Source organism: Nocardioides sp. B129/18 (assembly GCF_055282735.1).
In genome coordinates this window covers 127,830-144,400 of the sequence record NZ_JBUZJI010000009.1, presented here as the reverse complement: position 1 = coordinate 144,400, position 16,571 = coordinate 127,830, and the positions used below count along the sequence as shown (strand labels likewise).

The window sequence follows — 16,571 nt, the reverse complement described above, 5'->3', positions numbered from 1 at the left end:
CCAAGCGCGAGGTCCTCGGCCGCGTGCGCCGCGTCATCGCCCCCGACGGTCACCTCGTCATGGGGGTACCTTTGGATTTCGTGGCAACCCCGACCCTGGTCCGAGGAGCGCGCGCGTCCCGTTCGACGATCACCTTGAAGATCGCGATGGCCGTGAGCGGCATCCTGTTCATCCTCTTCGTGCTGACGCACATGTACGGCAACTTGAAGGCGTTCTCCGGTGAGGAGTCCTTCAACACCTACGCCGAGCACCTGCGCACCATCGGAGAGCCGATCTTCCCGCGCACCGGGGTCCTGTGGATCCTGCGCGTCGGCCTGATCGCGGCGCTCGTCGTGCACGTCGCCAGCGCCGTCGCGCTCGCGCGTCGCGCCGGCAAGGCGCGACCGGTCAAGTACCAGGTCAAGCGCAACGTCGCCTCGGCCGTCTCCTCGCGCACGATGCGCTGGGGCGGCGCCACTCTGCTGATCTTCCTGATCTGGCACCTCCTGAACTTCACCATCGTCAAGGTCAACCCGGCCGGCGGCTCGACGGACAACCCGTACCGCCTCCTGGTCGACACCTTCGGCGTGTGGTGGATGACGATCATCTACCTGATCGCGATGGCCGCGCTCGGCCTGCACCTGCACCACGGCACGTGGAGCTCGCTGCAGACCCTCGGCCTGACCAACAGCCCGCTCGCCCGCCAGCGCGCCAAGCTCGCCGGGTGGGTCGTCGCCGTCGTCGTCGCCGGTGGCTTCTCGCTCGTCCCGCTGTCCGTCCTCGCCGGCATCATCGAGAAGTAAGGAGACGCGAACCATGGCTGGCTCCACCCTCCACGACGGGCTGACCCCCCTCAACACGGCGCCCACCCAGACCTCCGACGACGCCCACGGGTACTACACCCTGGGCGAGAAGATCGTCGACACGGCCGCGCCCACCGGTCCCATCGCCCAGCGCTGGACCACGCGGAAGTTCGAGAACCGCCTGGTCAACCCGGCCAACCGACGCAAGCTGACCGTCATCATCGTCGGCACCGGCCTCGCCGGTGGCGCCGCGGCGGCCACGCTCGGCGAGGCCGGCTACAACGTGAAGTCCTTCTGCTACCAGGACTCCCCGCGTCGTGCGCACTCGATCGCCGCCCAGGGCGGCATCAACGCGGCCAAGAACTACAAGGAGGACGGCGACTCCGTCTTCCGCCTCTTCTACGACACCGTCAAGGGCGGCGACTACCGCAGCCGCGAGTCGAACGTGTACCGCCTGGCCGAGGTCAGCACGAACATCATCGACCAGTGCGTCGCGCAGGGCGTCCCGTTCGCCCGCGAGTACGGCGGCCTCCTCGACAACCGCTCCTTCGGCGGCGTGCAGGTCTCCCGCACGTTCTACGCCCGTGGCCAGACCGGTCAGCAGCTGCTGATCGGCGCCTACCAGGCCATGGAGCGCCAGGTCGCGGCCGGCACCGTGCAGCAGTTCACGCGCCACGAGATGCTCGAGCTGATCATCGTCGACGGCAAGGCGCGCGGCATCATCGCCCGCGACCTCGTCACCGGCGAGATCGAGACCCACCTCGCCGACGCCGTCGTGCTCGCCTCCGGCGGCTACGGCAACGTCTTCTTCCTCTCCACCAACGCGATGGGGTCCAACGTCACCGCCGCGTGGCGTGCGCACCGCAAGGGCGCCTACATGGCCAACCCGTGCTTCACGCAGATCCACCCCACCTGCATCCCGGTCTCCGGCGACCACCAGTCGAAGCTGACCCTGATGTCGGAGTCGCTGCGCAACGACGGTCGCATCTGGGTGCCCAAGCGCGCCGAGGACTGCGACAAGGACCCGCGCCAGATCCCCGAGGAGGACCGCGACTACTACTTGGAGCGGATCTACCCCTCCTTCGGCAACCTGGTCCCCCGCGACATCGCCTCCCGCCAGGCCAAGAACGTCTGCGACGAGGGTCGCGGCGTGGGCCCGATGGTCGGCGACTTCCGTCGCGGCGTCTACCTCGACTTCGCCGACGCCATCAAGCGCCTCGGCGAGGACGCCGTCCGCGAGAAGTACGACAACCTCTTCGACATGTACCAGCGGATCACGGGCGAGAACCCCTACGAGGTGCCGATGCGCATCTACCCCGCGGTGCACTACGTCATGGGCGGCCTGTGGGTCGACTACCACCTGCAGTCCAACATCGAGGGCCTCTTCGTCACCGGCGAGGCCAACTTCTCCGACCACGGCGCGAACCGCCTCGGCGCCTCGGCGCTCATGCAGGGCCTGGCCGACGGCTACTTCGTGCTGCCGAACACCATCCGCGACTACCTCGCCGACGGCCCGTTCGCCCCGGTCGAGGAGTCGGACCCCGCGGTCAAGGAGGCCAAGCAGGCCGTCGAGACCCGGGTCGAGAAGTTCCTCTCGATCAACGGCACCCGCTCCCCCGACTCCTTCCACAAGGAGCTCGGCCACATCATGTGGGAGTACTGCGGCATGGAGCGCAGCGAGGACGGGCTGCGCAAGGCCATCGACATGATCCGCGAGCTCAAGCGCGAGTTCTGGAACGACCTGCGGGTCCTCGGCACCGCCGACAGCCTCAACCAGAGCCTGGAGAAGGCCGGCCGGGTCATCGACTTCATCGAGCTCGGCGAGCTCATGTGCATCGACGCCCTCAACCGGCGCGAGTCCTGCGGCGGACACTTCCGCAGCGAGTCGCAGACCGAGGACGGCGAGGCCCTGCGCCACGACGACGAGTTCGCCTACGTGGCGGCCTGGGAGTTCGGGGGCGAGGAGGGCCAGCCGGTCCTGCACAAGGAGGACCTGATCTACACCGCGATCGAGATGAAGCAGAGGTCGTACAAGTGACCGACATGAACCTGACCCTCAAGATCTGGCGTCAGCCGAACGCGTCCGCCGCGGGCCAGATGCACACCTACCAGCTGGGCGGCATCTCCGAGGACATGAGCTTCCTCGAGATGCTCGACATCCTCAACGAGCAGCTGCAGTCCCAGGGCGAGGAGCCCGTGGCCTTCGAGCACGACTGTCGCGAGGGCATCTGCGGCTCCTGCTCGCTGATGATCAACGGACAGGCGCACGGCCCCGAGGTCACCACGACCTGCCAGCTGCACATGCGCTCGTTCAAGGACGGCGACACCATCACGATCGAGCCCTGGCGCTCGGGCGCGTTCCCGGTCGTCAAGGACCTCATCGTCGACCGCTCGGCCTTCGACCGGATCATCCAGTCCGGCGGCTACATCTCGGCCAACACCGGCTCGGCCCCCGAGGCCAACTCGGTGCCCGCGCCCCGCGACAAGGCCATGCGCGCGTTCAACGTCGCCACCTGCATCGGCTGCGGCGCGTGCGTCGCGGCGTGCCCCAACGGCTCGGCGTCGCTGTTCCTCGGCGCGAAGATCACCCACCTCGGCGAGCTGCCGCAGGGCCAGCCGGAGCGCTACGAGCGCGTCGTCGGCATGGTCGGCCAGCACGACGAGGAGGGCTTCGGCGGCTGCACGAACATCGGCGAGTGCGCCACGGCGTGCCCCAAGGGCATCCCGCTGGACGTCATCAGCCAGCTGAACAAGGACCTGCGCACCGCCCTCAAGGCCGGTCGCTGATCCAGCGCTGACGCCGCACCCCAGCAGCGACCCCGAAGGCCCCGCCGGCTCGCCGGCGGGGCCTTCGGCGTCCCCCGGATCCTCCGCCTCCCAGGGTCACGGGGCGGCGAGGACGCGACGCAGTCGCTCCTCGAGGCGCGGACGCTGCGGTCCGTCGTCGCCGAACCAGTCCTGGCGGCCGGGCAGCGGGAGATGCGCGACGAGGTCCATGACGTCGAACCACGGCACGGGCTCGAGGCCCGTGCGGCGCCGGTAGGCCCGGGCGAGCTCCTCCCCCGCCTCGACGCCGTGCTCGACGGCGATCCAGGTGGCGCAGTGGGCGACGTCGAGCCAGGCCGGGCCGATCGAGGTCTCGACCCAGTCGACGATCCCGGTGATCCGGCCGGCGTCCCAGAGCACGTTGCTGGGCTGGAGGTCACGGTGGATCAGGGCGGCACGCGCCACTTCGCCTCCGGGGCCCACGACTGCCAAGCACGCACGGGGATGGACGGCTCGATCGCGTGCAGCGCGACCATCGCCTCGACCAGCGCCTCGACGCGCGCGGTCCCGACGACCGACTGCGGAGCTCCCGGCAGCAGCGTCATCAGGTGGGCCGGGACGCCGGCCCGCTCCCCGTCGGCGTCGAGCGCGAGGCTGCGGGGCGCGCGCACGGGCGTGCCGATGAGCAGTCCCTGGATCTCGTGCTCGCGCGTGGTGAGGGCGGCGCCGTGGGTGCGCCACGGCTCCCGGTCCATCAGCCGCAGCACCGCGGGCGGGCCCTCCTCGGACTCGACGCGGAGCATCGTCGAGGTGCGCCCACCGGTGAGCGGATGTCGACGATCGGGCCGAGCGTCCCCTCCGCCCAGGCGAGCGCCCGCGCGAGGTCCGGCTCGGCAGGCTCGCTCACGAGCGGCCGCCTCGGCGGACCTCCGCCACGAGGGCCGCGAGGCCGGCGCCGACGCCCGCACCCACCGCGAAGGAGCGCCACGCCGGCGGTGGCTCGTCGGCGGGCTCGGGCGTCGCGCCCACGACGTGGTGCTCGCCGTCGGCCGCCGACGGCAGCGGAGGCCCCTGCACGGGGTCGTGCTCGCGCAGGGGCCGGGCAGCCAGCGCGACCGGCGAGGTGGCGGCGAAGGCCGCGCAGTAGAGCACCAGCCGCGTGAAGTAGTTGATCCAGATCAGGAGGATCAGCGCGACGCCGAATGCCTGGAAGGCCGGCGAGCCGCGGGTGCCGGCGAGCAGCAGCCCGGCGAGCTGCTTGAGCACCTCGAAGAGCACCGCGCCCAGGATCGCGCCCTGCCACAGGGCCCGCGGCGGCAGGTGCGCCGCGGCGAGGAGCCGGAACATCGCGTAGAAGAGCACGGCGTTGGCCGCCAGGCCCAGCGCGATGCTGATCAGGCGCACGACCCAGCCGAGGGTGGAGTCCAGGCCCAGCCAGTCCAGGACGTCGCCGGAGAAGCCCGCGACGAAGCCGGTGACGGCCACCGCCACGAACAGCACGCTCCCGAGGACGATGAGCGAGAGCAGGTCGCGCAGCTTGCCCGCGACGAAGGAGAGCCGCGCGGTCTCCGGCGGCTCGAAGACCACCGTCAGGGCCGCGCGCAGCGCGGAGAGCCAGCCGAGGCCGGAGTAGAGCACGCCGAGGAGGCCGACGATGCCCGCGAGTCCGGAGAAGGTCCGCAGGTCCTTCAGCGAGAGCGAGCCGTCGAGCACGCCGGGCATCACCGAGTCCAGCGTCCTCTGCAGGTCGGCGTCGGCGTCGGGATAGACGTGGGAGACCACGCCGACGACGAACACCGCGAGCGCCAGCACCGGGAAGAACGAGAGGAAGGCGAAGTACGTGACCGCGCCGGCCTGCTGGCCGGCCTGCACCGCCCCGTAGTGCTCCTGCATCGACAGGATGCGGTCCAGGGCGGGGTAGCGGCTGCGCAGCCGTGCGAGACGTTCCTTCACGAGGACCACCGTGCCCGACGCAGGAGCGCCTACACACCCTCCTGGGGGGGCTGCAGCGCGAACGCGTCGGTGGGCTGCCAGCCGTCCCGGGCGTCGTGGACGTAGAGGTGGAAGTCGGCCACCGGGAACCGGCACTCGAAGGTGGCGAGCTCCTCGAAGGCGCGGTCGAGCGCCGGGTCGTCGAGGTGGTGGGCCACGGTGACGTGCGGGTGGTACGGGAAGTCGAGATCGACGCCCAGCGGGCCCGAGCGCACGGCGTCGGCCAGCTGCTCGCACTGGGAGATGCCCTCGGCGAGCATCACGAAGACCACCGGCGAGACCGGCCGGAACGTGCCCGTGCCGCGCAGGTGGACGTCGTAGGCGGCGGTGCCGGCGGCGACCTCCGCCAGGTGCGCGCGCACCTGCGGCAGCACCTCGTCGTCGACGTCGATCGGCGGCACCAGCGTGATGTGGGTGGGGATCATCGTCGCCGTCGTGTCGCCGAGCGAGGTGCGGTAGTCCTGGAGCTGGGTGCCCCACGGCTCCGGGATCGCGACCGCTACGCCGATGGTGACCACGGGTGACACCCTAGTGCCGTCGTCCGCGACCGGCCTCACGCGCCCGGGGCGACGAAGCCGACGCGCTGGTAGACGTCGCGCACGGTGGCCTCGGCGATCGCGCCGGCCCGCTCGGCACCGGCCTTCAGCACGCCGGTGAGGTAGGCCTGGTCGTCGAGGAGCTCCAGCGTGCGGTCGCGGAACGGGGTGACGAAGGAGACGACGAGCTCGGCGAGGTCCTTCTTGAGGTCGCCGTAGCCGCGACCGGCGTACTGCTCGACCAGGCTGTCGACGCTCTCGCCGCTGAGCGCCGAGTGGAGGGTGAGCAGGTTGCTGACGCCGGGCTTGGCCTCGGGGTCGAAGCGGATCTCGGCGTCGGAGTCGGTGACCGCCGAGCGGATCTTCTTCGCGCTGACGCTCGGCTGGTCGAGCAGCTCGATGATGCCGGCAGGCGAGGACGCCGACTTCGACATCTTCGCGGTGGGGTCCTGCAGGTCCGCGATCCTCGCGGTGGCCTTGAGGATGTAGGGCTCGGGGAGCCGGAAGGTCTTCTTGTAGCGGTGGTTGAACCGCTGCGCGAGATCGCGGGTGAGCTCGAGGTGCTGGCGCTGGTCCTCGCCGACCGGCACGTAGTGGGGCCGGTAGAGCAGGATGTCGGCGGCCTGCAGGATCGGGTAGGTGAACAGGCCGACGCTGGCCGTGCCCTCCCCCTGCTTGGCCGACTTGTCCTTGAACTGCGTCATCCGCCGCGCCTCGCCGAAGCCGGTGAGGCAGTTGAGCACCCAGGCCAGCTGCGGGTGGGCCGGCACGTGGCTCTGGATGAAGATCGAGGACCGCTCGGGCTCCACGCCCATCGCGATCAGCTGCGCGGCCGCGCGCAGGCACCGCTCCCGCAGCACCTTGGGATCCTGCTCGACGGTGATGGCGTGCAGGTCGGCGATGAAGAAGAACGGCTCGTGGTCGCGCTGGAGGTCGACCCACTGGCGCAGCGCGCCGAGGTAGTTGCCGAAGTGGAAGGAGTCCGACGTCGGCTGGATGCCCGAGAGCACCCGCGGCCTGGCTCCGGCCGGCGTGCTGGGGACGGACAGGGCGGGCTCGACCTCGGACGTGGCGGGCATGGGGGTCATTCTGGCCGATCGCCGACGCCGACGCCCTCGCGGGGTGCGGCGGCCACCTCGTCGGCCGCCACGCCCGCGCGGTGACGCGCGGCGGCGAGCAGCAGGATGCCGACCCCGAGCACGGAGAGCGCCGCGCCGACCAGGGCCGGCGCGCGGTAGCCGTAGCCGGCGGCGATCACGACGCCGCCCAGCCAGGCGCCGAGCGCGTTGGCGACGTTGAGGGCCGCGTGGTTCATGGCGGCGCCCAGCGTCACGGCGTCGCCGGCGACGTCCATGAGGCGCAGCTGCAGGTTGACCACGAGCACCGAGCCGATCGCGGTGATGAGGAAGACCACCGGGAGGAGCGCCCAGCCGTAGGGCGCGAGCACCCAGAACAGCACCATGACGATCGCCGAGCCGATGCCGGCGCCGATGAGCGAGCGGAACACCGACCAGCCGGCCAGCTCGCCGGCCAGCCAGGTGCCGACGACCATGCCGAGGCCGAAGGCCAGCAGGAACACCGGGACGGTGCCCTCCGAGAGGCCGCCGATGTCGGTGACGGTGGTGGCGATGTAGGAGTAGACGGCGAACATGCCGCCGAAGCCGAGCGCGCCGGCGGCCATCGTCAGCCACACCTGCGAGCTGGAGAAGAACGAGCGCGCCTCGCGGCGTCCGGTGGCCTCGGGGTCGCCCGGGCACGACGGCACGAACAGCAGCGTCAGGACGACGGTGGCCACGGCGATGCCGGCGGTCGAGAGGTAGGCCGCACGCCAGCCGACGTGCTGGCCCAGCCACGTCGCGGCCGGGACGCCGACGACGTTGGCCACCGAGAGGCCCAGCATGACGCTGGCGACGGCCCGGCCGCGCCGCTCCGGGGAGACCAGGCTGGCCGCCACGAGGCTCGCGACGCCGAAGTACGCGCCGTGCGGCAGGCCGTCGAGGAACCGGGCGACGGTGAGCATGCCGTAGCCGGTGGCGACGGCGCTGAGCAGGTTGAACAGCGCGTAGAAGGCCATCAGGCCGAGGAGCAGCGCGCGGCGCGGCAGGCCGGCGCCGAAGAAGCTGAGGATCGGGACGCCGACGACCACGCCGAGGGCGTAGGCCGAGATGACGTGGCCCGCGGTGGGCTCGGAGGTGCCGATGCCGTCGGCGATCTGGGGCAGCAGCCCCATCGTCACGAACTCGGTGGTGCCGATGGCGAAGCCGCCGAGCGCCAGCGCGAGGATCGCGAGGGTCACGTGGCGGGAGGAGCCATGGGGGTGCGAGGTCGAGGATCCGGGGACGGAGGGCGGGGCGTCGGTCCGAGTCACGGTCACCATCGTCCAACCGCCCCGGCTCCGGCTCCTATTCCGCGGCGGGGCTCCTGGGCGTGGGACGTGAGCGAGGTCTCCCCGCGGCGGCAGGATGGGGTCCATGGACGTCCTCGGCCGGGTCAGCGCGCACTACGACCACCGCGCGTCCACCTACGACGAGAGCCTCATGCACCGCACGCTCGCCGACGAGGTGGCGGCCCGCGCGGTCTCCCTCGCGCCGCGGCGCCTCCTCGACGTCGGCACCGGCACCGGGCTGGTGCTGCGCGCGGCGCACCGGCTCGATCCCGAGCTGCGACTCCTCGGCCTCGACCGCTCCCCCGGCATGCTCGCCCTCGCCCGGGCCGCTCTGCCGGACGCCGTGCTCGTCCTGGCCGACGCCACCGACGTTCCGCTGCCCGACGCCAGCGTCGACGTCGTCACCTGTGTCACCGTGCTGCACCTCCTGCCCGACCCGACGGCGGCGATGGCCGAGTGGCGGCGGGTCCTGCGGCCGCGCGGCCGCGTGCTCACCGCGACCTTCGCCGCACCCGCCCCGGCGAGCGTCGGACCTCGGCCGGACCCCGGGTTCCCGCGCCACCACGAGGCGTTCCGCACCGCCGACCTGCTGGCCGAGGTCGCCGCGTCCGGCGACCTGCGGGTGGTGGCCTCGGAGGTGGCGCCGTTCGGGGACGACTCCCTGCTGCTCGCCGAGCTCGCGCCGACGCAGGACGCCGCATGAGCCCGCTCCTCGACACCCACGCGGCCGTGATCGTGCCGGTGCCCGGCGCCGAGCCGATCGTCGCCCACCACCGCGCCCACCTCGACGATGCGGCGTCGTGGGGCGTGCCGGCGCACGTCACCGTCGTGTTCCCCTTCGCGCCGCCGACGGAGCTCGACGACGCCGCGGTCGCCCGCCTGGCGGCGGCCGTGGCGCAGGTGCCCGCCTTCGACGTCGCGTTCGAGCGCTGCGACTGGTTCGGGGAGGACGTCCTGTGGCTCGCCCCGGACGCCGCCGCCGACGCCGCCTTCCGCGCCCTCACCGACGCGGTGGTCGCGGCCTTCCCCGCGCACCGCCCCTACGAGGGCGCCTACGACGACGCCGTGCCGCACCTGACCGTGGGCGAGGCGCGGCTGGGCTCGGTGGCGGCGCTGCGGGCGGCCGAGGCGGAGATCGCGCCGCGGCTGCCGCTGCGGACCCGCGTGGAGCAGGCCGTGCTCATCTCCGGTCGGCTCGAGCCCGACTCCTGGCGGGTCGTCGCGTCGCTGCCGCTCAGCACCCGATCAAGCTGGCGGCCGCGGCCGTCATGACGATCCCGGTGGCCGTGGTGTTCCTGATCCTCCAGAAGCGGATCATGAACGCCACCGCCGGCGCGGTGAAGGAGCAGCGGAGCCGGCGCCTCAGCCGCGCAGGCGTGCCTCCAGCGTCACCGCGAGGGCGAGGAGGAGGGTGCGGTCGAGCCCGTCGGCGTGGATGCGGACGCGGTACCAGTCGTCGAGGACCTTCGGCTTCTCGACGCTGAACATCGCACGGTCATCGAGGGCGAAGTCGAGGTGGTACTTCGTGAGCGCGTTCGCGATCTCACCGAGGGGACCGAGCAGACCCACGGCCCGACGCACCCGGGCCACCCGCACGCTGCGCTCGACGCCGACCATGGTGCCGACGCCGGGCTGCACGCACTCCCAGGTGGTGCGCTCGAGCGACTGCCTGACCAGCGCCCGGAAGGACCCGATCGGCTCGCCGTGGGCGTCGACGACGTCGTAGCCGGTGAGGGAGGCGACCAGGCCGGCGCCGCTCTCGGTGACCGTCGCGAGGCGCTCCGTGCGCTGCTCGTCGCGGAAGAGGACGATCTCCTCGGAGGCCTTGAGCAGCCTCTCGGCGTGGCCGATCACCGGCCCGGGGCGGCCCGTGCCGTCGTCGTCGTGGAGCCGGTACCTCCGCTTGAGCCCGAGGGACACCTTGCGGACGTGGCAGATCGTCTCGCCCATCTCGCGCTCGAGCCTAGCCCTGAGAGGCACCGCAGCCCGGCCCCACGCGGGGACCGGGCTGCGGTGATGGAGCGCTGGCTCAGAGCGAGGCGAGCGCCTCGTTGAGCGTGCTCGAGGGCCGCATCACCGTCGACGCCTTGGCGTCGTCGGGGCGGTAGTAGCCGCCGATGTCGGCCGGGGAGCCCTGGACGCCGTTGAGCTCGGCGACGATGGCATCCGCCTGCGCGGCGAGGATCTCGGCGAACGGGCCGAAGGCGGCCGCGAGGGCGGCGTCCTCGGTCTGCGCGGCGAGCTCCTGGGCCCAGTAGAGCGCGAGGAAGAAGTGCGAGCCGCGGTTGTCGATGCCGCCGACGCGACGCGTCGGGGACTTGTCCTCGTTGAGGAAGGTCTCGGTGGCGCGGTCGAGCGCGGCCGCGAGGACCTTCGCGCCGGGCGCGGAGGCCTGCTCGGCGTAGAGCTCGAGGGAGGGCACCAGCGCGAAGAACTCGCCGAGGCTGTCCCAGCGCAGGTAGTTCTCCTTGACCAGCTGCTGCACGTGCTTGGGCGCCGAGCCGCCGGCGCCGGTCTCGAAGAGGCCGCCGCCGTTCATGAGCGGGACGACCGAGAGCATCTTCGCCGAGGTGCCGAGCTCGAGGATCGGGAAGAGGTCGGTGTTGTAGTCGCGCAGCACGTTGCCGGTGACCGAGATGGTGTCCTCGCCCCGGCGGATCCGCTCGACCGAGTAGGTGGTGGCCTCGGCCGGCGCCATGATCTCGATGGTCAGACCGTCGGTGTCGTGGTCGGCGAGGTACTCGTGGACCTTGGCGATCAGGTTGGCGTCGTGGGCGCGGGTCTCGTCGAGCCAGAACACCGCCGGGGAGCCGGTGGCGCGGGCGCGGGAGACGGCGAGCTTGACCCAGTCGCGGATCGGGGCGTCCTTGGTCTGGCAGGTGCGCCAGATGTCGCCGGCCTTGACCTGGTGCTCGAGGAGCACCGCGCCCGAGGAGTCGACGACCTGGACGGCGCCGTCGGCGGGGACCTCGAAGGTCTTGTCGTGGGAGCCGTACTCCTCGGCCGCCTTGGCCATCAGGCCGACGTTCGGCACCGAGCCCATGGTGGAGGGGTCGTAGGCGCCGTGGGCCTTGCAGTCGTCGATGACGGCCTGGTAGACGCCGGCGTAGCTGGAGTCGGGGATCACCGCGAGGGTGTCCTGCTCCTCGCCCGCGGCGTTCCACATGTGACCCGAGGTGCGGATCATCGCGGGCATCGAGGCGTCGATGATGACGTCGGAGGGCACGTGGAGGTTGGTGATGCCCTTGTCGGAGTCGACCATCGCGAGGGCGGGGCCCTCGGCGATCGCGGCCTCGAAGGCGGCCTTGATCTCGGCGCCGTTCGCGACCTTGTCGAGTCCGGCGAGGATCGCGCCGAGGCCGTCGTTGGCCGAGAGGCCCGCGGCCTTCAGGGCCTCGCCGTGCTGGGCGAAGACGTCGGCGAAGAAGACCTCGACGACGTGGCCGAAGACGATGGGGTCGGAGACCTTCATCATCGTGGCCTTCAGGTGGGCGGAGAACAGCACGCCGTCGGCCTTGGCCCGGGCGACCTGCTCCGCGAGGAAGGCGCGCAGCGCGGCGACGTCCATGAAGGTGGCGTCGACGACCTCGCCGGCCAGCACCTTCACGGACTCCTTGAGCACCGTCTCGGTGCCGTCGGCGGCGACGTGCTTGATCTGCAGGGTGTCGTCGGCGGCGATGACGACCGACTTCTCGTTGCTGCGGAAGTCGTGCTCGCCCATGGTGGCCACCGACGTCTTGGAGTCGGCGCTCCAGGCGCCCATGCGGTGCGGGTGGGCCTTGGCGTAGTTCTTCACCGACGCCGGCGCGCGGCGGTCGGAGTTGCCCTCGCGCAGGACCGGGTTGACCGCGGAGCCCTTGACCTTGTCGAACCGGGCGCGGATCTCCTGCTCCTCGGGGGTGGAGGGGCTCTCGGGGTAGTCCGGGATGTCGTAGCCCTGGCTCTGCAGCTCGGCGACCGCGGCCTTGAGCTGCGGGATCGAGGCGGAGATGTTGGGCAGCTTGATGATGTTGGCCTCGGGGCGCGTGGCCAGCTCGCCGAGCTCGGCGAGGTGGTCGGCGATGCGCTGCTCCTCGGTGAGGCGCTCGGGGAACTGGCTGATGATGCGGCCCGACAGCGAGATGTCGCGCGTCTCGATCTCGACGCCGGCCTTCGCGGCGTAGGCCTGGATGATCGGCAGGAACGAGTAGGTCGCCAGGAGCGGCGCCTCGTCCGTGTGCGTGTAGATGATCGGGGACATGGTGCGGGCTGCTCCTCGGATCGCGAAAGTGTCTCGACGTCAAGATACCTGATGGGCTGCGTGCCCTGTCACCCTCCCAGCATCGGGGGCCCCGCGTCACCCGCCCCGTCCACCGTGCCCCGACCCCGGACCGACCCCCGTGTCCCGCCCGCCGCACCCGCGGGGAGCGCGGAGGCGCGACGCTGCTAACTTCGCCAGTAGCGCTCGGGACCCAAGAGCGCACCCTCGTTCCCAAGGAGAAGTCGTGAGCCCCACCCCGTTGAAGGTGGCCGTCACCGGCGCGGCCGGCCAGATCGGCTACAGCCTGCTGTTCCGCCTCGCCAGCGGCGCGCTGACCGGCGGTGCCCCGATCGAGCTGCGCCTGCTCGAGATCACCCCGGCCCTCAAGGCCCTCGAGGGCGTCGTCATGGAGCTCGACGACTGCGCCTTCCCCGGTCTCGCGGGCGTCGAGATCGGCGACGACGCCGAGAAGATCTTCGACGGCGTCAACCTCGCCCTGCTCGTCGGCGCGCGGCCGCGCGGCCCGGGCATGGAGCGCGGCGACCTGCTCTCGGCCAACGGCGCGATCTTCACCGCGCAGGGCAAGGCCCTCAACAAGGTGGCCGCCGACGACGTCCGCATCGGCGTCACCGGCAACCCGGCCAACACCAACGCGCTCATCGCCTCGCGCAACGCCCCCGACATCCCGGCCGAGCGCTTCTCCGCGCTGACCCGCCTCGACCACAACCGCGCGATCTCGCAGCTGGCCGCCAAGACCGGCGCCGCCGTCACCGAGATCAGCCACATGACCATCTGGGGCAACCACTCCGCCACCCAGTACCCCGACCTGTTCCACGCCCAGGTCGGTGGCCGCAACGCCGCCGAGGTCGTGAACGACCAGGCCTGGATCGAGAACGACTTCATCCCCACCGTCGCCAAGCGAGGCGCGGCCATCATCGACGCCCGAGGCTCCTCCTCCGCCGCGTCGGCCGCCTCGGCCACCATCGACGCCGCCCGCGACTGGCTCTACGGCTCCGCCGAGGGCGACTGGGTCTCGATGGCGGTCGTCTCCGACGGCTCCTACGGCGTCCCCGAGGGCCTGGTCTCCTCCTTCCCCGTCACCACGAAGGACGGCGACTGGAGCATCGTCCAGGGCCTGGAGATCGACGAGTTCTCCCGCGGCCGCATCGACGCCTCGGTGGCCGAGCTGGCCGACGAGCGCGACGCCGTCACCGAGCTCGGCCTGATCTGAGCCCCGCACCACCGCACGCAGCACCGGCGCCGTCCCTCCTCGTGAGGGGCGGCGCCGGCGTCGTTCGTGGAGGTGTCGCCGGCGCGGCTCAGGCCGACGGGATGCTGGAGGCCAGGACGATGATCGCCAGCCCGACGAGCGCGAGCATGCCGGCGTCGATGACCCGGTTGCGGATGCCGAGCATGCCGGCCTCCTCGGGGCGCAGCGAGCCCCGGCTGACGGCGGCCACGACGAGGGCCAGCCCGATGATGCGCACGCCGACGCGCCACTCCCCGGCCAGCGCGAGGAGGAGGCCGCCGCCGGTGCCGGCGAGGACGATCAGGTAGAGCAGCCCGCCGATGGTCTGGGGACGTCGACGCCAGCGCCGGGGCGGCGCGCCGTCGCCCGGAGGCGGCGTCATCAGTCGAGCGCGCGCTCGGCGATGGTGACGATGTTCGAGAGCAGCATGGCCCGCGTCATCGGGCCGACGCCGCCGGGGTTCGGCGAGACCCAGCCGGCGACCTCCCAGACGTCGTCGGCGACGTCGCCGGCGATCTTGCCGTCGACGCGGCTGACGCCGACGTCGAGCACGGCCGCGCCGGGCTTGACCATGTCGGCGGTGATGATGCCGGGCACCCCGGCCGCGGCGACGACGATGTCGGCGGTGCGCACGTGCGAGGCGAGGTCGCGGGTGCCGGTGTGGCACAGCGTGACGGTGGCGTTCTCCGAGCGGCGGGTCAGCAGCAGGCCGAGCGGGCGACCGACCGTGACGCCGCGGCCGACCACGACCACCTCGGCGCCGGCGATCTCCACGCCGTGACGGCGCAGGATCTCCACGATGCCGAAGGGGGTGCAGGGCAGCGGGGCCTCGGTGCCGAGCACGAGCCAGCCGAGGTTGGTGGGGTGCAGGCCGTCGGCGTCCTTGGCGGGGTCGATGAGGCCGAGGATCCGGTTCTCGTCGATGCCCTTCGGCAGCGGGAGCTGGACGATGTAGCCGGTGCAGGCTGGGTCGGCGTTGAGGGCGGCGATGTGGCCCTCGATCTCCTCCTGCGTGGCGGTGGCGGGGAGGTCGACGCGGATCGACTCGATGCCGACCTCGGCGCAGTCCTTGTGCTTGCCGCCGACGTACCAGCGCGAGCCGGGGTCGTCGCCGACCAGCACGGTGCCCAGGCCCGGCACGACGCCGCGCTCGCGCAGCGCCGCCACGCGGGTCTTCAGTTCGTCCTTGATCGCCGCCGCGGTGGCGGTTCCGTCGAGCCTCTGTGCCGTCACGGGGGTCAGTCTAGGGACACCGGGGCTCGACGGGTCAGGCGGCCACGGGCGCGCCGACGCGCTCGAGGTGGCGCTGCGCGGCGCGGGCCGCGGGGTGCGCGATCGCGGCCGCGGCCACCCCGATCACGGCGATCACGACCCAGCCCGGCGTGCCCCACTGCAGCGCCAGGAAGGTGTAGAGCACCGGGAAGACGATCGGCTCGATCTGGTAGCCCAGGCCCCACACGCCCTGGTAGTCGCCGAGGCGCCGGTGGTCGGAGAGCTCGGAGGTGAGGCCCCAGCCGGCGGCCGACTGCCACAGCTCGGCGCCGGTGATCGTGATGTGCCCGGCCCAGATCAGCACGATCGAGACCCAGCCGACGGTGTCGTGGGTGACCGCCAGCACCAGGCACGAGACGACGAAGGCCCAGCCGGAGAGCCGCACGGCGCGCAGGGAGCCGTCGACGGAGTCGGCCATGCGCGAGGCGCGCACCTGCAGCAGCACGGCCAGCACGGTGTTGGTGCCGAAGAGCCAGGCGAGCAGCGTCTGCGGGGCATCGGTGCGCTCGACCAGCCACAGCGGGACGACGACGTTGAGCAGCACCTGGTTCGACGACAGCGCGCCGTTGCAGGCCGCGAGCACGACGAAGCCGCGGTTGCGCCAGGCGGCCGGAGCGCCGCGCAGCACCTCCTCGACGGCCGACTCGGCGTGCGCGGGCCGCTGGATGGGCGGCAGGGTCGCCGCGATCATCACGGCGTTGACCACCAGCAGGGCGCCGGTGAGCAGCGGGATGGCGAGGATCGCCCACTCGGCGCCGATGCCGAGCGCGACGCCGCTCGCGCCGGCGCCGAGGGTGTAGCCGACGTTGCGCGCCGCCCGCTGGAAGGCCATGGCCCGCACGCGGGTCTCGCGGGTGAAGACCGCGATCCGGTAGACGTTGCGGCCGTTGCGGCCGGCGGTCTCGACGACCGCGAGCACGGAGAGCATCGCGATGAACGCGCCGAGTCCGCCGATCGCCGGCCAGCAGAAGTACAGCGCCGCCTCGGCGGCGCTGGCCCCCAGCCACACCTGCTTGGCGCCGAGGTGGTCGGCCAGGCGCCCCATCGGCAGCTGGAGCACCAGCGCGACCGCCGCGGAGACCGAGAGGCCCAAGCCCACCTGGGCGCCGGTCAGGCCGACGATCTGGGTGAAGAACACCGCGGTGCCGGTGAGGAACGAGCCCGTGGCGAACGCCGAGAGGACGCTCTGCAGCGCGAGGTCCCGCTCGAGCCGGGTGGGAGGCAGGATCCGTCCGAGAAGCGCGCGCACGGCGTCACCCTCTCATCGCCCGCCGACCCCGCTCCACCGCGTTTCGGCGTGATCGAGCCGCACCCCGTCGGTGATCGAGCCTGCCGAGATCCCCGCACC

Annotated in this window: 15 protein-coding genes and 1 pseudogene; 6 read left to right on the top strand and 10 right to left on the bottom strand. The window is 72.1% G+C overall.

Features of this window, described 5'->3' with window-relative positions; genetic code table 11:
* Positions 1 to 146 precede the first annotated feature (146 nt).
* From ACZDWJ_RS09235 to ACZDWJ_RS09225, 3 genes are read left to right on the top strand one after another with little or no spacing between them, the layout of a single operon-like run.
* The gene (locus ACZDWJ_RS09235; protein WP_463520657.1) at positions 147 to 782 is read left to right on the top strand and encodes a succinate dehydrogenase cytochrome b subunit; all 636 of its coding nucleotides are present in this window, start codon (positions 147 to 149) and stop codon (positions 780 to 782) included.
* 13 nt (positions 783 to 795) lie between these two features.
* On the top strand, positions 796 to 2,820 hold the full coding sequence (locus ACZDWJ_RS09230) for a fumarate reductase/succinate dehydrogenase flavoprotein subunit (protein WP_463520648.1): 2,025 nt from the start codon (positions 796 to 798) through the stop codon (positions 2,818 to 2,820).
* A gap of 5 nt (positions 2,821 to 2,825) precedes the next feature.
* Positions 2,826 to 3,569, top strand: coding sequence for a succinate dehydrogenase/fumarate reductase iron-sulfur subunit (locus ACZDWJ_RS09225; protein WP_463520656.1), 744 nt, complete (start codon positions 2,826 to 2,828; stop codon positions 3,567 to 3,569).
* Positions 3,570 to 3,665: 96 nt separating this feature from the next.
* On the opposite strand, the pseudogene ACZDWJ_RS09220 reads toward ACZDWJ_RS09225, so the two are convergent.
* The 5 genes and pseudogenes from ACZDWJ_RS09220 to ACZDWJ_RS09200 all read right to left on the bottom strand — a co-directional run bounded on the left by ACZDWJ_RS09220 (position 3,666) and on the right by ACZDWJ_RS09200 (position 8,372).
* Positions 3,666 to 4,351 (bottom strand): annotated as a pseudogene (locus ACZDWJ_RS09220) (phosphotransferase family protein).
* 100 nt (positions 4,352 to 4,451) lie between these two features.
* Positions 4,452 to 5,501, bottom strand: a complete 1,050-nt coding sequence (locus tag ACZDWJ_RS09215) for a YihY/virulence factor BrkB family protein (protein WP_463520647.1) — start codon at positions 5,499 to 5,501, stop codon at positions 4,452 to 4,454.
* Between the two features lie 29 nt (positions 5,502 to 5,530).
* The gene (locus ACZDWJ_RS09210; protein ID WP_463520646.1) at positions 5,531 to 6,058 is read right to left on the bottom strand and encodes a 2'-5' RNA ligase family protein; all 528 of its coding nucleotides are present in this window, start codon (positions 6,056 to 6,058) and stop codon (positions 5,531 to 5,533) included.
* 35 nt (positions 6,059 to 6,093) lie between these two features.
* On the bottom strand, positions 6,094 to 7,155 hold the full coding sequence (gene trpS / locus ACZDWJ_RS09205; protein WP_463520645.1) for a tryptophan--tRNA ligase: 1,062 nt from the start codon (positions 7,153 to 7,155) through the stop codon (positions 6,094 to 6,096).
* Positions 7,156 to 7,160: 5 nt separating this feature from the next.
* A complete protein-coding gene (locus ACZDWJ_RS09200) occupies positions 7,161 to 8,372 on the bottom strand; it encodes an MFS transporter (RefSeq protein ID WP_463520644.1) in 1,212 nt (403 codons plus the stop codon).
* A 175-nt stretch (positions 8,373 to 8,547) separates the two neighbouring features.
* Between ACZDWJ_RS09200 and ACZDWJ_RS09195 the strand changes: the two genes are divergently transcribed.
* On the top strand, positions 8,548 to 9,165 hold the full coding sequence (locus ACZDWJ_RS09195; protein WP_463520643.1) for a class I SAM-dependent methyltransferase: 618 nt from the start codon (positions 8,548 to 8,550) through the stop codon (positions 9,163 to 9,165).
* Entirely contained in the window at positions 9,162 to 9,734 is a 573-nt protein-coding gene (locus tag ACZDWJ_RS09190; RefSeq protein ID WP_463520642.1) for a 2'-5' RNA ligase family protein, read from the top strand. Before ACZDWJ_RS09195 ends, ACZDWJ_RS09190 begins: the two co-directional genes overlap by 4 nt.
* Positions 9,735 to 9,824: 90 nt before the next feature.
* Here ACZDWJ_RS09190 and ACZDWJ_RS09185 read toward each other — a convergent pair whose 3' ends face one another.
* Positions 9,825 to 10,412: a hypothetical protein gene (locus ACZDWJ_RS09185; protein WP_463520641.1), complete on the bottom strand. Its 588-nt coding sequence runs from the start codon at positions 10,410 to 10,412 to the stop codon at positions 9,825 to 9,827.
* 79 nt (positions 10,413 to 10,491) lie between these two features.
* Positions 10,492 to 12,702, bottom strand: a complete 2,211-nt coding sequence (locus ACZDWJ_RS09180; RefSeq protein ID WP_463520640.1) for an NADP-dependent isocitrate dehydrogenase — start codon at positions 12,700 to 12,702, stop codon at positions 10,492 to 10,494.
* Between the two features lie 244 nt (positions 12,703 to 12,946).
* On the opposite strand from ACZDWJ_RS09180, the gene ACZDWJ_RS09175 reads away from it, so the two are divergent.
* Positions 12,947 to 13,933: a malate dehydrogenase gene (locus tag ACZDWJ_RS09175; protein ID WP_463520639.1), complete on the top strand. Its 987-nt coding sequence runs from the start codon at positions 12,947 to 12,949 to the stop codon at positions 13,931 to 13,933.
* A gap of 88 nt (positions 13,934 to 14,021) precedes the next feature.
* Here ACZDWJ_RS09175 and ACZDWJ_RS09170 read toward each other — a convergent pair whose 3' ends face one another.
* From ACZDWJ_RS09170 to ACZDWJ_RS09160, 3 genes are read right to left on the bottom strand one after another with little or no spacing between them, the layout of a single operon-like run.
* A complete protein-coding gene (locus ACZDWJ_RS09170) occupies positions 14,022 to 14,333 on the bottom strand; it encodes a DUF3017 domain-containing protein (RefSeq protein ID WP_463520638.1) in 312 nt (103 codons plus the stop codon).
* Positions 14,333 to 15,184: a bifunctional methylenetetrahydrofolate dehydrogenase/methenyltetrahydrofolate cyclohydrolase gene (locus ACZDWJ_RS09165; RefSeq protein ID WP_463520637.1), complete on the bottom strand. Its 852-nt coding sequence runs from the start codon at positions 15,182 to 15,184 to the stop codon at positions 14,333 to 14,335. Before ACZDWJ_RS09165 ends, ACZDWJ_RS09170 begins: the two co-directional genes overlap by 1 nt.
* A gap of 34 nt (positions 15,185 to 15,218) precedes the next feature.
* Positions 15,219 to 16,472 (bottom strand): MFS transporter, encoded by a 1,254-nt coding sequence (locus ACZDWJ_RS09160; RefSeq protein WP_463520636.1) that lies wholly within the window; start codon positions 16,470 to 16,472, stop codon positions 15,219 to 15,221.
* Positions 16,473 to 16,571: the final 99 nt, after the last annotated feature.

Coding starts and splice junctions, on each gene's coding strand:
- ACZDWJ_RS09235 (WP_463520657.1), top strand. CDS start 147: ATGGCCGTGAGCGGCATCCTGTTCATCCTCTTCGTGCTGACGCACATG.
- ACZDWJ_RS09230 (WP_463520648.1), top strand. CDS start 796: ATGGCTGGCTCCACCCTCCACGACGGGCTGACCCCCCTCAACACGGCG.
- ACZDWJ_RS09225 (WP_463520656.1), top strand. CDS start 2,826: ATGAACCTGACCCTCAAGATCTGGCGTCAGCCGAACGCGTCCGCCGCG.
- trpS (WP_463520645.1), bottom strand. CDS start 7,155: ATGCCCGCCACGTCCGAGGTCGAGCCCGCCCTGTCCGTCCCCAGCACG.
- ACZDWJ_RS09195 (WP_463520643.1), top strand. CDS start 8,548: ATGGACGTCCTCGGCCGGGTCAGCGCGCACTACGACCACCGCGCGTCC.
- ACZDWJ_RS09190 (WP_463520642.1), top strand. CDS start 9,162: ATGAGCCCGCTCCTCGACACCCACGCGGCCGTGATCGTGCCGGTGCCC.
- ACZDWJ_RS09185 (WP_463520641.1), bottom strand. CDS start 10,412: ATGGGCGAGACGATCTGCCACGTCCGCAAGGTGTCCCTCGGGCTCAAG.
- ACZDWJ_RS09180 (WP_463520640.1), bottom strand. CDS start 12,702: ATGTCCCCGATCATCTACACGCACACGGACGAGGCGCCGCTCCTGGCG.
- ACZDWJ_RS09170 (WP_463520638.1), bottom strand. CDS start 14,333: ATGACGCCGCCTCCGGGCGACGGCGCGCCGCCCCGGCGCTGGCGTCGA.